16 protein-coding genes and 1 pseudogene are annotated in these 15,030 nt (G+C 61.2%); 3 read left to right on the top strand and 14 right to left on the bottom strand.

From position 1 onward, the window contains the following. Window positions 1–9: 9 nt before the first annotated feature. The 5 genes from phnK to phnG are packed head-to-tail and all read right to left on the bottom strand — an operon-like array spanning window position 10 to window position 3,891. Complete coding sequence (gene phnK, locus FHT84_RS28815) at window positions 10–786, bottom strand: phosphonate C-P lyase system protein PhnK (protein ID WP_015338361.1); 777 nt, start codon at window positions 784–786, stop codon at window positions 10–12. Then, a complete protein-coding gene (locus FHT84_RS28810) occupies window positions 783–1,679 on the bottom strand; it encodes an alpha-D-ribose 1-methylphosphonate 5-phosphate C-P-lyase PhnJ (protein WP_112341825.1) in 897 nt (298 codons plus the stop codon). Before FHT84_RS28810 ends, phnK begins: the two co-directional genes overlap by 4 nt. Continuing rightward, entirely contained in the window at window positions 1,676–2,785 is a 1,110-nt protein-coding gene (locus FHT84_RS28805) for a carbon-phosphorus lyase complex subunit PhnI (RefSeq protein ID WP_183765502.1), read from the bottom strand. Before FHT84_RS28805 ends, FHT84_RS28810 begins: the two co-directional genes overlap by 4 nt. A 3-nt stretch (window positions 2,786–2,788) precedes the next feature. Further along, window positions 2,789–3,415 (bottom strand): phosphonate C-P lyase system protein PhnH, encoded by a 627-nt coding sequence (phnH, locus tag FHT84_RS28800; RefSeq protein WP_183765499.1) that lies wholly within the window; start codon window positions 3,413–3,415, stop codon window positions 2,789–2,791. Continuing rightward, complete coding sequence (gene phnG / locus FHT84_RS28795; protein ID WP_112341828.1) at window positions 3,415–3,891, bottom strand: phosphonate C-P lyase system protein PhnG; 477 nt, start codon at window positions 3,889–3,891, stop codon at window positions 3,415–3,417. Before phnG ends, phnH begins: the two co-directional genes overlap by 1 nt. A 101-nt stretch (window positions 3,892–3,992) precedes the next feature. On the opposite strand from phnG, the gene phnF reads away from it, so the two are divergent. Continuing rightward, window positions 3,993–4,727: a phosphonate metabolism transcriptional regulator PhnF gene (gene phnF / locus FHT84_RS28790; RefSeq protein ID WP_183765496.1), complete on the top strand. Its 735-nt coding sequence runs from the start codon at window positions 3,993–3,995 to the stop codon at window positions 4,725–4,727. A 7-nt stretch (window positions 4,728–4,734) separates the two neighbouring features. Here the strand turns inward: phnF and FHT84_RS31590 are convergent. From FHT84_RS31590 to FHT84_RS28745, 9 genes and pseudogenes are all read right to left on the bottom strand, one after another. After that, window positions 4,735–4,851: pseudogene (locus FHT84_RS31590) on the bottom strand (hypothetical protein); the annotation flags it as partial. Window positions 4,852–5,027: 176 nt separating this feature from the next. Beyond that, window positions 5,028–5,318 carry a hypothetical protein gene (locus FHT84_RS28780; RefSeq protein WP_112341830.1) on the bottom strand — a complete coding sequence of 97 codons (291 nt, stop codon included), beginning with the start codon at window positions 5,316–5,318 and terminating at the stop codon, window positions 5,028–5,030. A gap of 99 nt (window positions 5,319–5,417) precedes the next feature. Next, window positions 5,418–6,053, bottom strand: a complete 636-nt coding sequence (locus FHT84_RS28775; protein ID WP_112341831.1) for a 2,3-bisphosphoglycerate-dependent phosphoglycerate mutase — start codon at window positions 6,051–6,053, stop codon at window positions 5,418–5,420. Window positions 6,054–6,174: 121 nt separating this feature from the next. Then, window positions 6,175–6,999, bottom strand: a complete 825-nt coding sequence (gene dapB, locus FHT84_RS28770) for a 4-hydroxy-tetrahydrodipicolinate reductase (protein ID WP_112341832.1) — start codon at window positions 6,997–6,999, stop codon at window positions 6,175–6,177. A 14-nt stretch (window positions 7,000–7,013) separates the two neighbouring features. Further along, window positions 7,014–8,807: an ABC transporter ATP-binding protein gene (locus tag FHT84_RS28765; RefSeq protein ID WP_112341833.1), complete on the bottom strand. Its 1,794-nt coding sequence runs from the start codon at window positions 8,805–8,807 to the stop codon at window positions 7,014–7,016. Window positions 8,808–9,017: 210 nt separating this feature from the next. Continuing rightward, window positions 9,018–10,040: a glucokinase gene (locus FHT84_RS28760; RefSeq protein WP_183765493.1), complete on the bottom strand. Its 1,023-nt coding sequence runs from the start codon at window positions 10,038–10,040 to the stop codon at window positions 9,018–9,020. Window positions 10,041–10,073: 33 nt separating this feature from the next. Further along, window positions 10,074–10,454 (bottom strand): methylglyoxal synthase, encoded by a 381-nt coding sequence (locus tag FHT84_RS28755; RefSeq protein ID WP_112341834.1) that lies wholly within the window; start codon window positions 10,452–10,454, stop codon window positions 10,074–10,076. 99 nt (window positions 10,455–10,553) lie between these two features. Further along, a complete protein-coding gene (gene mepA, locus FHT84_RS28750) occupies window positions 10,554–11,612 on the bottom strand; it encodes a penicillin-insensitive murein endopeptidase (protein WP_183765489.1) in 1,059 nt (352 codons plus the stop codon). Between the two features lie 157 nt (window positions 11,613–11,769). Beyond that, window positions 11,770–12,339, bottom strand: coding sequence for an isochorismatase family protein (locus FHT84_RS28745; RefSeq protein WP_183765485.1), 570 nt, complete (start codon window positions 12,337–12,339; stop codon window positions 11,770–11,772). 36 nt (window positions 12,340–12,375) lie between these two features. Between FHT84_RS28745 and FHT84_RS28740 the strand changes: the two genes are divergently transcribed. Then, window positions 12,376–13,011, top strand: a complete 636-nt coding sequence (locus FHT84_RS28740) for a TetR/AcrR family transcriptional regulator (protein ID WP_183765482.1) — start codon at window positions 12,376–12,378, stop codon at window positions 13,009–13,011. A 108-nt stretch (window positions 13,012–13,119) separates the two neighbouring features. After that, window positions 13,120–14,958 carry an extracellular solute-binding protein gene (locus tag FHT84_RS28735; protein ID WP_183765479.1) on the top strand — a complete coding sequence of 613 codons (1,839 nt, stop codon included), beginning with the start codon at window positions 13,120–13,122 and terminating at the stop codon, window positions 14,956–14,958. Window positions 14,959–15,030 lie beyond the last annotated feature (72 nt).

The raw sequence follows: 15,030 nt of genomic DNA, 5'->3' as shown, positions 1-15,030 counted from the left end.
GTTTCTTCCTCAGACCTGCAGGATCGAAGAGACCAGCAGTTGCGTATAGGGTTCGCGCGGATCGTCGAGAACGCGGTCGGTGAGACCGTGCTCGATCACCTGGCCGTCCTTCATCACCATCATGCGATGCGACAGGAGGCGGGCGACGGCAAGATCGTGGGTTACGATGATTGCCGAAAGCCCGAGATCGTTGACGAGACCACGGACCAGGTCGAGCAGACGGGCCTGCACGGACACGTCGAGGCCGCCGGTCGGTTCGTCCATGAAGACGAGGCGGGGACCGGTTACAAGGTTGCGGGCGATCTGCAGGCGCTGGCGCATACCGCCGGAGAAGGCGCGCGGCTGGTCGTCGATGCGGTCGGCATCGATCTCGACCCGCTCCAGCCAGTCGATAGCCGTGTTGCGGATGTTGCCGTAGTGACGGTTGCCGATCGCCATCAGCCGCTCGCCGACATTGGCACCGGCCGAAACCGTCATGCGCAAGCCATCGGCCGGGTTCTGATGCACGAAGCCCCAGTCGGTGCGCATCAGGAAGCGGCGCTCGGCCTCGTTCATGCGGAAGAGATCGCGATAGGTCTCGTCGCGCATGTGGTATTCGACACTGCCCGTCGTCGGCAGTAGCCGCGTCGAGATGCAGTTGAGCAGCGTCGTCTTGCCGGAGCCGGATTCGCCGACGATGGCGAGCACTTCGCCGGGCCAGAGTTCGAAGGACACATCGCGGCAACCGATGCGGCTGCCGTAGAATTTCGAGACGTCCTTGACCTTGAGAAGGGGTGAGTCACTCATTCGGCAGCCTCCTTGCTAGCCGGCAATCCATCGGGCGCAAGCATAGACCCGGCATGGCCGTGGGCGCGGCGATCCTCGCAGAAATCGGTATCCGAGCAGACGAACATGCGCCCACCCTTGTCGTCGAGGATCACCTCGTCGAGATAGACCTGCTCCGCCCCGCAAAGCGCGCAGGGCTTGTCGAAGCGCTGCACTTCGAAGGGATGGTCCTCGAAATCCAGGCTGACGACTTCGGTATAGGGCGGCACGGCATAGATGCGCTTTTCGCGGCCGGCGCCAAACAGCTGCAGCGCGTCCGACAGATGCATTTTCGGATTGTCGAACTTCGGCGTCGGCGATGGGTCCATGACGTAGCGGCCGGCGACCTTGACCGGATAGGCGTAGGTCGTGGCAATGCGTCCGTTGCGGGCGATATCCTCATAGAGCTTCACGTGCATGAGGCCGTATTCCTCGAGCGCATGCATCTTACGCGTCTCGGTCTCGCGCGGCTCCAGGAAGCGTAAGGGTTCCGGGATCGGCACCTGGTAAACCAGCACCTGGTTCGGCCCGAGCTTGGCTTCCGGAATGCGGTGGCGCGTCTGGATGATGGTCGCCTCTTCCGTGCGGGTTGTCACGGCGACATTGGCGACCTTCTGGAAGAAGGCGCGGATGGAGACGGCGTTCGTCGTGTCGTCGGCCCCCTGGTCGATGACCTTCAGAACATCCTGCGGGCCGATGATCGCCGCCGTCAGCTGCACGCCACCGGTGCCCCAGCCATAGGGCATCGGCATTTCGCGCGAGGCGAAGGGCACCTGATAGCCAGGAATGGCGATCGCCTTCAGGATGGCGCGGCGGATCATCCGCTTGGTCTGCTCGTCGAGATAGGCGAAATTGTAGGTGGCGAGTTCGGTCATTCGGCTGCCTCCGTCATGGGTTCCATGCCGCGGTCGCGAGCCGCTTCGAAGTCGCGGCGCATGCGCCGCACCAGGTCGAGCTCGGCCTGGAAGTCGACATAATGCGGCAGCTTCAGATGTTCGACGAAGCCCGTCGCCTGCACATTGTCGGAGTGGGAAATGACGAATTCCTCGTCCTGAGCCGGCGCAACGATGTCTTCGCCGAGTTCCTCTGCCCGCAGGGCGCGATCGACCAGCGACATGGCCATCGCCTTGCGCTCGCTCTGGCCGAAGACCAGGCCGTAGCCGCGGGTAAACTGCGGCGGTGCCTTGGCCGAACCCCTGAACTGGTTGACCATCTGGCATTCGGTCACCTGGATGCGGCCGAGCGAGACGGCAAAGCCGAGTTCCGGCACCTCGAATTCCACTTCCACTTCGCCGATGCGGATTTCGCCGGTGAAGGGGTGGGTGCGGCCATAACCGCGCTGCGTCGAATAGCCGAGCGCCAGCAGAAAGCCTTCGTCGCCGCGGGCGAGCGCCTGCAGGCGAAGGTCGCGGGTCATCGGGAACTCTAGCGGCTCGCGCGTCAGGTCGCCGATCTCGTGATCGATGGGCATGGTGCCGTCGCCTTCGATCAGCCCCTCCTGGCCGAGGATTTCCGAGACGCGCATCACGCGGCCATCTTCCGCCGGCCGCTGCATCGGCTCGTCGACAGGTTCGTCGGTCAAAAGGCTCGGGTCGAGCAGGCGATGCGTATAATCGAAAGTCGGGCCGAGAAGCTGGCCGCCCGGCAAGTCCTTGTAGGTCGCGGAGATGCGGCGCTCGATCTTCATTGCTGATGTGTCGAGCGGCTGGGAATAACCGAAGCGCGGCAGAGTGGTGCGGTAGGCTCTGAGCAGGAAGATCGCCTCGATCATGTCGCCCCGCGCCTGGCGAACGGCAAGCGCGGCCAGCGTGCGGTCATAAAGCGAGCCCTCGGCCATGACGCGATCGACGGCGAGCCCCAGCTGCGCCACGATCTGGTCGATGCCGACTGCCGGCAGCGAGCGGTCGCCGCGGCGACGGTCGGCCAGCAGCCGGTGAGCATTGGCGATGGCGGCTTCGCCGCCCTTAACGGCAACATACATATGTCACAACTCCGTTGCGGTGATCTTGGTGGTGCGCGGCAGGCAGAGGAATTGCCGGTCCGCCGTCAGGATGAGATCGACGCCGCGCGGGAAGAGCGCGCGATTGTCGTTCCAGATGCGCAGCAACGCGTCCGGCAGCCCAACCGGGCCGATCATGGTCACATCCTTGATGCCAGGCCCCGAAAGCGCCAGTTCCTTGCCGCCCTCCAGGCTTTGGACTTCCAGAACGATCGTGGTCGACCGATCGGGATATTCCTGGGTGCCGATGCCGAACTGGCTGAAGGAGGAAAGCGCCATGCCGGCTTCGATGAAGGCGAACTGCGCCTCCAGCCGATCCGAAATGACGGGCGCTCCGGTGTGGAAGCCGAGCCATTCCGGCAGGCTTGATCTTGCCAGGCTGTTGGAGAGCCAGACAGACGTGTCGTGATCACAAAGGGTGAGGCCGATGGCGCCAGCGGCAACACCGAGTGGAGCGGGCGGCGCGACGTCAGCCTCAACGGTCTGCAGGGTGCCCGGACGTGCCATGGCGTCCATTGCCTTCTTGAAGACACTCTGGGCATCGAAAACCGGATCGATGAAGCCGCCGGTCAGGGCTTCGTTGCCGAAGGTTGGGGTGCTGGAAAGGCTCATCAATCTTCTCCGCGAACCATGGTGAAGAAATCGACGCGGGTTGCCGCCGTCTCTTCCGCGCGCTTGCGATCATAGTTTTCGATACGTTCGGTCACGGGCTGCAGAATTGCCCTTTCGACGAACTCCTTCGTGGCCGACTGCTGCCAGAGGGCATCGAAGATGGCCGAAAGCCGGACCTTTTCCCGATCCGTGCCGAGCGCGTGAGCGTGCCCGATTGTATTGGATGCCAGCCTGACGGTGGCGCGTGTCACCGTGACTTCACCGAGGTTAAAGGGGGAGCCACCGCCGCCGATGCGGCCGCGCACCATGACGAGCCCTGTCTCCGGTCCGCGCACCGGCTGTACCGTCGGCTTGCTCGGCAATGCTTCCCAGGCCGCCTCGAGCTCGTCGCGCTCGGCCTGCGCCAAGAGATCGGCGACGCGCTTGCGTTCCCGACGCTCCTGAGCGGCCGCTTCCTGCCTTTGTGCTGAATTCATCGCGCCTTCCTCTAAATGTCTATTGATATAGACAACCATACAAGATAGTTTTATATCTATTAGCGAGTCGTGACAAGCGTGTGACAGGGCGAGTGGGCGAAATGGCAGGGCAGAAGATCCAGAGGCAAACGGGCGTGGCGCTCTGGCGGCAGATCGCCGACCGGATTCGGACCTCGATCAACCACGGCGACTTCGACCAGACGGGTATGGTGCCGCCGGAAACGGTGCTGGCACTGCAGTTCGGCGTCAACAGGCACACGATCAGGAGCGCGCTCGCGGCACTAGCGCAGGAAGGGATTGTCCGCGCCGTGCAAGGACGCGGCACGCTGATTGAGCGCAAGGAGCGACTAAGCTTCCCGATTTCAAGGCGCACGCGATTTTCGCAAGGGATCGGCGACCAGGTACGTGAGACCCGCAGCGTGCTGCTTGCATCGGGCGAAGAGGCCGCGAGTATCGAATTGGCCCGGCAGCTCAAGATCAAGACGGGTACGCCGCTGATCCGGCTGGAAACGCTCGGCCAGGCGGATCATCGTCCGGTATCGCGCGCCACCAGCTGGTTCCCGGCGGATCGTTTTGGCGATATCGCTGAGATCTATCGGGCGACGGGATCGATCACCAAGGCATTCAAGGAGCTTGGCGTGCCCGATTACGTTCGCGTCGTCACCGAGATCACCGCAACGCATGCCGATGAAGGCGATCTCACCGATCTGCAATTATCCCCCGGCGCCATCGTATTGGTTGCCCAGGCGCTCAATGCGGATCTCGACAATATCCCCGTGCAATATTCGATTTCCCGCTTCGCCGCCGACAGGGTGCGCTTCACCGTCGAGAACTGATGCCGCACTAGGGAATCGGCTGAAAATCGTTCGGCGGCCATTGCTGTGCGGCATGCAGGATGCGGATTATGCGCACCGTTTCATCAGCAAGATCATAAACCAGCAGATAGTTTCTGTGCACGACGAGTTCGCGTGTCCTGGATACGCGGCCGGGTCAGACCGTCATTGGATGGGTCATGAGTTGTTTCGACCGTTTGGCGAAGAGTTCGTCCAGCGCGATTGCCGCAGAGGCGTTCTCAGCCTCGATATAAATATAGATGGCGCGTCGATCAGCCCGTGCTTCGGGAGTCCACGCAAGTTTCACGAAGAACGCCCGCTGAGTTTGCGGCGTGTTTCTTCTCGCAAGGCGGCAAATTCAGCATCTATATTGTCGTCAGGAATGAGATTGCCGGCGTTGGCTGAAGCAAGACCGGCCTGAACCTGCTGGCGAAACCATGTGTCATATTCAGCGGCATCTTGCTGGCGCCGCACATAATCGCGCATGAAAGCCCGAAGCAACTGCGCACCGGTTTGATCATGCGCTTTCGCAGCCTCGCTGAAAGCCGCCTTCAACTCTTCTTCAACTCGGAAGGTAAATGTCGCGTCGGTCATGTCAGTCCATGTGTTACATACGCAGTGCAGTGTAACACTTATTGCGGCATTTCCCACCCCTCATCTCAGGCATATGAGGGGTGGTTTCCGTTCAACAGCTCAATGCGCGCCGGACATGTCGCCGAGGACTTCCTTCGAGGCGACGGTGGAATCGGCCTTGAGCTTGTAGACCATGGGTACGCCGGTCGCGAGGTTCAGCTCCAGGATCTGCGCCTTGCTCAGGCGGTCGAGAACCATGACGAGCGAGCGCAGCGAGTTGCCGTGAGCGGCCACCAGCACGTTCTGGCCGGCGAGCACGCGCGGCAGGATTTCTGTGAGGTAATAGGGCCAGACGCGTGCACCGGTATCGCGCAGGCTTTCGCCGCCGGGCGGCGGAACGTCGTAGGAGCGGCGCCAGATGTGAACCTGCTCTTCGCCCCACTTGGCGCGGGCGTCGTCCTTGTTGAGACCGGAGAGATCGCCGTAGTCGCGCTCGTTCAGCGCCTGATCCTTGATGGTTTCGAGGCCGGGCTGGCCGATTTCATCGAGGATGATCTTCAGCGTGTGCTGGGCGCGCGTCAGCGCGGAGGTAAAGGCGATGTCGTACTTGATGCCGTAGTCGGCCAAAGCCTTGCCGCCGGTCTTGGCCTCTTCGATGCCAAGCGCGGTCAGATCCGGGTCCTTCCAGCCGGTAAAGAGATTCTTCAGATTCCAGTCGCTCTGGCCGTGGCGAACGAGAACGAGAGTGCCGCTCATAAATTTCTCCTTAATGAAGCAATTCCAGGAAAAGTGTGTAGCGGTTTTCCGTCCGGAATTGCGAGACAACAAAAGGCTGGAGCGGATCGGCAGTTCCATGCCGATCCGCTCCAGGATCGGATCAACGTGTGGAAAGCCCGAGAACATCGAGCATGGAATAGAAGCCGGGTTTCTTGTCGCGTGCCCAGAGTGCTGCCTGCAGCGCCCCGCGCGCAAACAGCGAGCGGTCGCCGGCATTGTGCGACAGCGTCAGCCGCTCCCCCTCGCTGGCGAAGATGACGGAGTGATCGCCGACCACGCCGCCGCCACGCAAGGTCGCAAAGCCGATCGAGCCTGCCGGGCGCGGCCCGGTATGGCCGTCGCGCACGCGAACGGAATTGTCGTTGAGATCGACGCCACGGCCCTTCGCCGCTGCCTGGCCGAGCAGGAGTGCCGTGCCTGAGGGCGCATCGACCTTGTGGCGGTGATGCATCTCCAGCACTTCGATATCCCAATCGTTCGAAGGCAGCGCCCGCGCCGCCTGCTCGACAAGCACACTCAAAAGGTTGATGCCGAGGCCCATATTGCCCGACTTGACGATGCGGGCATGCCGTGCGGCAGCCTTGAACTTCGACTCGTCTTCGTCCGAACATCCGGTCGTGCCGATGATGTGCACGATGCGCGCCTGGGCGGCGAGACCGGCGAAGGTGATGCTGGTTGCCGGCGTCGTGAAATCGATGACGCCTTCGGCATGCAGAAAGGCGGCAAGCGGATCGTCGGTGACGGGAACGCCGATCGGCCCGAGCCCGGCGATCTCGCCGGCATCCTTGCCGATGAAGGCGGAGCCGGGGCGGGCGACGGCGGCGTGCAGGGTTACGCCCTCGGTTGCGTGGATGATCCGGATGAGAGCCTGTCCCATGCGGCCCGCCGCGCCCACCACCACCAGCTTCATCGCATCGTCGCTCATGTCGTCTCTATCGTCTATTTGCGGGAACTGCTCGAAATCGCCGGTAGCTGCAGGTTGTTGAGCCGAGCGTAGAGGCCATTGTCTGATGTCGCAAGCGTCTCATGGTTGCCCTCTTCGACAACCCGGCCGTTCTGCATGACGACGATCTTCTCGGCGCGGACAACCGTCGACAGGCGGTGCGCGATGACGACGACCGTACGGCCGCTCATCGCTTCTTCCAGCGCCTTCTGGACAGCTGCTTCGGATTCCGTGTCGAGCGCCGAGGTCGCTTCGTCCAAAAGCAGGATCGGCGCGTTGCGCACCAGCGCGCGGGCGATCGACAAGCGCTGGCGCTGGCCGCCGGACAGCGTCACACCATTTTCGCCGACCGGTGTGTCATAGCCCATCGGCTGCGCCTCGATGAAATCATGGGCATAGGCAAGGCGCGCTGCTTCCTCGATCTCGGCATCCGTCGCGTTCGGACGGCCGTAGCGGATATTGTCGCGGATCGTGCCTTCGAAGAGATAGGGCTGCTGCGAAACATAGGCGAGCTGTTCCCGCAGCGACTGTTTCGTTACATGCGCGATATCCTGCCCGTCGATGAAGATGCTGCCGGCCTTCGGATCATAGAAGCGCGGGATGAGATTGATGACGGTGGACTTGCCGGCGCCGGAAGGGCCGACCAGCGCCGTCGTCTGTCCGCCCTCGGCCGTGAAGTTGACACCGGAAAGCACGGATTCGTCGCCATAGGCAAAATGAACGTCGCGGAACTCGATGCGAGCCTCGGTCACGCTGAGCGGCTTGGCATCCGGCAGGTCGCGTTGGCGCGGCTCCATGTCGAGCAGCTCGTAGATCATCCGCGCATTGACGACCGCGCGCTCCAGCTGCACCTGCAGCTTGGCGAGGCGGCGGGCCGGATCATAGGCGAGCAGCAGCGAAGTGGCGAAGGAGAAGAATACGCCCGGCGAAACATTGTCGTAGATCGACCGGTAGGCGGCATAGGCGAAAAGACTGGCGATCGCGAAGCCGGCGACTGTTTCGATCAGCGGTCCGTTGCGCTCCGAAAGACGGGCGATGCGGTTCTGCCGGTGCTCGGCGGCGGTGATCAGCTTGTTGATCTTGCGCTCGAGCTCTTCTTCCATCGTGAAGGCCTTGACAATGGAAACGCCTTGAATGGTCTCCTGCATCGCACCGAGCACATGGCTGTTCAGGACCACCGCATCGCGTGTGGCCGCGCGCAGGCGCTTGGAAATATAGCGCAGCGCGAAGAAGAGCGGCGGCGCGATGACGACGAACGCAATGCTAAGCACCGGATCCTGGAAGACCATGACGCAGAGCAGGGCGACGAAGGTCAGAAGGTCGCGCGCCGTCGACGTGATCGTCAGGTTCATGACATCACGGATGCCCGAGACGTTCTGGCTGATGCGGGCAGCGAGCTGCGCGGAGCGGGCTTCGCTGAAGAAGCCGACCGACAGCGTCATCAGATGCGAATAAAGGCGGCGCTGATAGCGGGCGATGATGTTGTTGCCGATCTTCGACAGGATGACCGACTGAAAATATCCCGCAAAACCGCGCACCACGAAAACGAGGAAGATGCTGAAGCAGATTTTCCAGGCATCGACGATATCGCGGGCGATAAAGGCGCTGTCGATGACCGATTTGACGATGTAACCGATGTAAGCGGTCGAAAGCGCAACGAGGGTAAGACAGGTAATCGCGATGGCGTAGCCGCGAATGTGATCGCGGCCGTTCTCGGCGATAATACGCTTCAGCATGCCGGTAATGGCTTCGCTGTCGACGCTTTTGCTTTTCGGGTCAGGCAATTTCAATAATCGGCTTCCTGTCTTGAACCAAGCGAGCCGCATCTGGCACGTGCTTCCGCGGCTCTATTAAAGAGTTAGCACGGCTTTGGCTAGACATGGTCTGCCGGGCTGGTTAAGGCCGATCACGGAGCCGGGCCCATTATAGAGAAAGCCGGCGCCTTCAAAAAGGCATGGCACACAGGGTTTCAGCGCGCCATGCTCTACCTGGCAATCCGGTTAACGCCGCCAGCGACGGCCTTCCGTGGCAAGGCCGAAGCTCTTGGGCTTGCGGGCGTAGGTCGCAAGGCCCGAAAGCGCCGCCAGCGGATTGATGACCACATGGGTCGGAATCGTCTTCATCATTTCCGTGTGTGGCGCCTTGTCTTCGAAGGCGGCGCGGAACTCCGGCTTCTGCAGCGCCGGCAGGATCTTTTGCGGAATGCCGCCGGAGAGATAGACGCCGCCGCGCGCCATGAAGACCATGGCGATATCGCCGGCGACGCGTCCGAGATAGGTGACGAACAGCGTCAGCGTCTCCTCCGCCTGCGCATTGGTGCCGGCAAGGGCGTGGTTGGTGATGTCGGCCGGTTCCTTCAGGCTCGGCGCGATGCCGTCAGCTGCGCAGATGGCATGATAAAGGTTCTGCAGGCCGCGGCCGCAGATCACCTGCTCGGCCGAGATGCGGCCTTCGATGGGCTCCAGATGCGGCCAGATCTGCAGGTCGCGTTCCGTGCGCGGCCCGAGATCGATATGGCCGCCTTCGCCCGGCACAGGCACCCATTGATGCTGGGTATGGACCAGGGCGCCCACGCCAAGCCCGGTGCCCGGTCCGAGTACGACACGCGATGCGATCTTGGTTCCGGATGCTTCGCCGATGGTCTGGCGATGCTCGTCGGAAATCTCGGCGATCGCCAGCGCCTGCGCCTCGAAATCGTTGATGACGAGCACGTCCTCGATGCCGAGATTGGCGATCATCGTCTTCGGACGGATCACCCAGTCGCAATTTGTGAGTGGAATTTCATCGCCTTGGACAGGGCCGGCCATGGCGAGGATTGCGGCGCGGGGCCGTGTCTTCGTCTTTTCGAGGATCAGCTTGATCGCATCGTCGATTGTCTCGAAATTCGCCGTCTGCACGACCGGAAAATGCTCCGGTTCGGAGCCTGCATCGACAAGGATCGAGAAACGCGCATTGGTCCCACCGATATCGCCGATCAGAATGGGAAACGGCGGGGGGGCATCGCTGTGATTGAGCTCGGGCATGGACAGGTCCGTGTCTGCCGCCGGCAAGGCGGATTAATGGTTCAGTGTTTTGATCAGCCGCTCGGCGGTGGATTCGTTGAGTGCCATCGGAATGTCGTAGAGAACGGCAAGCCGCGTCAATGCCTTCACATCGACGTCGTGCGGCAGGGGCGTGAGGGGATCGATGAAGAAGATGAGCATGTCGATCTCGCCGGTGGCGATGAGAGCGCCGATCTGCTGATCGCCGCCAAGCGGCCCGCTTTTCAGGCGGGTGACCTTGAGGTCGGGGCAGGCATCAAGCACTCGGCCGCCCGTCGTGCCGGTCGCAACGATCTTCCAATCGGCAAGAGCTGCCTGGTTGCGCCGTGCGAACTCCGCCATCGCATCTTTTTTCTGATCATGCGCGATCAAGGCGATGCATTTGCTGCCGGCCATGAAATCCTTGCTCCACCCAGTGCTTTCAATCGATTTATCCGCCTTCTATACCAAGGAGACCTGTTTTAAAAGGCTGAACCGGCAAGGAGGTTTCCGGCCTCATTGCTGCGGGATTTGGCCGGGCGGCGTGTCGCCGGAAACAGATCCGGAGGCAGGCCCAGAGACAGGTAACGCGTTCGTTTCCGCCGCTGCATCGGCAGCTTTGGCGCCAAAGGTTGCGGCGCGAGCCGATGCGACCGATGGTGCCGCCACTATGGCCTGGCAGGCTTTGGGCAGATCGGAAACCATGACCTCGCGCGGCTTGACCGGAGGTTTCGTGCTCGGCTTCGGCTTCGCCCACGGCTCGGGACCGAACCACCAGGCGAGCGGCTTGTCGCAGCCGTCGCCCGCGGCGACCGGCGCCTGCCCTGTGCAGCCGACGGAGCCGGCTGGGCAACGGAGGCGGATATGGAAATGCGAGTCATGCCCGTATTCCGGCCGCAGCTTGCTGAGATTAGTGCGATCGCCCGTCCAGGTCTCGCACATCTTCTTCTTGATCGCCGGGTTGACGAAGATGCGCTCGACTTCGGGATAGCTTGCCGCCCGCATGAGCAGGCGGGCATGCGCCTGCGTCCAGACCTTGTCGTTGATCGTCAGGAACTTGTCCTTGGCGAGCATCGTGGTGAAGGGCAGGGTTTCGCGCTCTTCCGCCGTCATCTTGTGCCGTGGCATCGGCGTCAGCCAGACGTCGGCATCGAGGCCGATCTGATGCGAGGCATGGCCGTTTGCCATCGGGCCGCCGCGCGGCTGCGAGATATCGCCGACGAGCAGGCCCGGCCAGCCGTCATTCCTGGCCGCATCGCGCGACAGCCGCTCGAGCAGACCGATCATTTCAGGCCGGCCCCAGCGGCGATTGCGCGACAGGCGCATCGCCTGCCAGGTCGGACCGTCCGCGGGCAGGGCGACCGCGCCGGCAAGGCAGCCCTTGGCATAGAAACCGATCGATTGCGGCGGTCCCTGCGTCGGCAGTGTCGCGGCTCCGAAGACGGCCTTGGCGCTGCCGGGCGAGGGGGGTGCCTGCTGCGCCAGCGCATCGCCGGCGATAAGACCCATTCCAATCATTGTCGCGAAAGAGACTTTGCCGATTGTTGGAAGGGAGCGAGCCAGAAGTGAAATCATGCATATCCTTGAGCGGCGGTCGGCGTTATCCAAAGTGATTTGGGCCGAAGTGATTTGCCCCGAGATTATCCTGAAAAGCAATGGAAGTTAATCCGCGGCATGGCCGGCGGCCGACAAGCGACCGCCTTCTCATGACTGCACTAAGGCTTCGGACCGATCAGTTCGCCAGGATTTCCGCCGTCTTGCGGATGCGCGACAGCCGCGGCAGCACTTTCGTGCAGGCGAAATCCTGCATCTCCTGCGAAAGGGTCGTTACGGCATCTTCCGCGACGATCACGGCATAATTTGCGGCATAGCCGTCGCGTACGGTCGCTTCCACGCCGAAATTGGTGGCGACTCCCGTCACGATCAAAGTGTTGATGCCGCGGCGGCGAAGCTGCAGATCGAGTTCCGTGCCGTAGAAGGCGCTCCATTGACGCTTGACGATGGCCACATCCGGCGTCAGCGCCGCCATCTCGACAGGCGCTTCCAACGCGGCCGGCGGCAAACCTCCTGGGGGAAGCGTGAAGCTTTCGTCAGTCGGCTGATTGACAGCGTCGGCATAGTCTGCGGAAAATCCGACCGTTACGAAAACGGTCGTTCCGCCATCGGCTTTCAGCCTGTTTGCGATGGCAACCGTATTGGCGACGATCTGCTGGGCAGGATGGGGCGCGAGCGGTCTGGTAAGAACGAGGCCCTGCAAGTCGATGGAAATAAGAGCGGTGGTCTTGGGATCGTAAAGCGGCATCTGGAGCTCCGAAAGAAATATGAGGCTATCCTCACAATGAAAAATATGAGGGAAGCCTCACAAAAATCAAGTGAAGCATTGAAGACACGAACGCCGAAGCGGCAGCGCGGCCATGAGCGCGTCGTCATATTGCTGGAGGCGGCCGCAAAGGTTTTCGCGCGTAAGGGCTACGACGCAGCAACGATGACGGAGATTGCGGCCGAGGCGCATTCTTCCATAGGCTCGCTCTATCAGTTCTTTCCGACCAAGCCCTTGCTGGCCGAAGCGCTGCATATCGAACGCCTGGAGCGATTGAAAGCCGGGCTTCGGGACATGGCGGAACGGAGCACCGGCCTTTCCGCAGCCGATAGCGGCGAGGCGATCTTCGATGCGCTCAGCGCCTTCATGGATGAATATCCGGAGTTTTCGGTGCTGGCGGGTCGCCGCGATATTCCGAAGGAGCGCAAGGCGCGCTCACGGGCGGAGCTGAAGGAACTGATCGCCGGCGTTCTGCGGCGGGCGCAGCCGCCGATATCGGACGATATCGCGCTGATGTCGGGCATCGTACTCGAACTGCTGCGCATCGTCGTTGCCATCGCCGCCGAGCCTGATGCCGCCGAGGACCGCCGCGTCGCCGGCGAATTGCGGCTGATGCTGCGCAAACGTCTTGAAGAAGCTGCGGCAAAGGGCTGATTCCTGGAGATGGTCTTCGGCGTCTTTGCAAAGAGATGAGTTGTTGCGTCCTGCTTTTTGCCCTCATTTGCCTTATGCTGATTCTCGGAAAACATCAGGAGATCATGAATGGCATTGTCGCGGTTGAAAGCAGGCTTGGTCGTTTCTCTTTTTTGCCTGCTGGCAATGCCTCTATCCTCGCAAGCCGAAGAGCCGCAATTCCGCATCGGTACGGCCATTCTCGGCGACCTGAAATATCAGCCCGGCTTCAAGCATTTCGACTATGTCAATCCGGATGCGCCGAAGGGCGGTGAGGTGAAGCTGTCTGCCAGCGGCACGTTCGATACCCTCAATCCGGTGCTATCGAAGGGCAATATCGTCGATGGTACCGAACTGATCTACGATACGCTGCTGAAGAAGGCCGATGATGAGGCCAATTCCTCCTACGGCCTGCTTGCCGAGGGCGTTTCCTATCCCGATGACGTCTCGAGCGCCACCTTCCGGCTGCGTGCCGAGGCAAAGTGGGCCGATGGAACACCGGTGACGCCCGAGGATGTCATCTTCAGCTTCGAGAAAACCAAAGAACTCAATCTGTTGGTGACAGGATATTACACCCATGTCGTGAGCGCCGAAAAGACAGGCGAGCGCGACGTTACCTTCCACTTCGATGAGAAAGGTAACCGCGAGCTGCCCTCGATCCTGGGTCAGCTTACGATCCTGCCAAAACATTGGTGGGAAGCAAATGGCCCTGATGGCAAGCCCCGCGATATCTCGCGCACCACACTTGAGCCGGTCATGGGATCAGGTCCCTACAAGATCGCATCAATGCAACCGGGGTCCTCGATCCGCTATGAACTGCGTGATGATTACTGGGGCAAAAACCTGCCGGTCAATATCGGCGAGAACAATTTCGGCGCGATAAACTATGTTTATTTTTCCGATTATGACGTCGCCTTCGAGGCGTTTCGCAGCGGCGTCATCGATTACTGGCAGGACAATTCGACAAGCCATTGGGTGACCGGATACGATTTTCCGGCCGCCAAGGATGGGCGCATCAAGCGTGAGGAATTGCCCAACACACTGCGCTCGGTCGGCGTCATGCAGGCGCTCGTTCCCAATATGCGCCGCGAACAGTTCAAGGACGAACGTGTGCGCGAGGCGCTGAACTACGCTTACGATTTCGAGGAACTGAATCGGACCCTTTCCTTTGGCAAGTTGACGCGCGTCGACAGCTTCTTTTTCGGTACGAAATTCGCTTCCTCTGGCCTGCCGCAAGGGGAGGAGCTCAATGTCCTGAATAGTGTCAAGGACAAGGTACCTGCCGAGGTCTTTACCACGCCTTATGCCAATCCGGTCGCCGGCGATCCGCAGAAGGCGCGCGATAATTTCCGTAAGGCGATTGCCCTGTTCAAGGAGGCCGGCTGGGTCCTCAAGGGCAATAAGATGGTGAACGCGCAGACCGGTCAGCCGTTTTCGCTGGAGCTCCTCTTGAACAATCCTTCACTGGAAAGGTCGGTGCTGCCGTATATTCAGAATCTGAAGCGCATCGGCATCGATGCCAGCATCAGGACTGTCGATCCCTCGCAGTACGTCAACCGCGTTCGCAGCTTCGATTACGATATGATCTGGGTCGTCTGGGCGGAGACGTTGAATCCCGGCAACGAGCAGCTTGATTTCTGGGGTTCGGCCGCCGCCGGCCGCCAGGGATCCCGCAACTATGCGGGTATTTCCGATCCGGGCGTCGACGCGCTTATTCAGAAGGTGATCTTCGCAAAGGACGTGGCGGAAAAGGAAGCGACGGTCAAAGCGCTCGATCGTGTACTGCTTGCCCATCATTATGTCCTGCCGACCTTCTACGGGACGACGACACGAATCGCTTACTGGGACAAGTTCGAGCATCTGCCCGAATTGCCCTATTATTCGATCGGCTTCCCCGAAGTCTGGTGGTCGAAAGGCGTCGGAAAGTGAGCTTCTCTTGCCATAAGGGGCCCGCTGGCTCCAAATGCTCAGGGCTGATTCGGATAGTTTCAAGATGATATG

This window comes from Rhizobium sp. BK289 (assembly GCF_014193575.1).
GTDB classification, from domain to species: Bacteria; Pseudomonadota; Alphaproteobacteria; order Rhizobiales; family Rhizobiaceae; genus Rhizobium; species Rhizobium tropici_C.
This window is presented reverse-complemented; position numbering and strand designations above follow the sequence as displayed.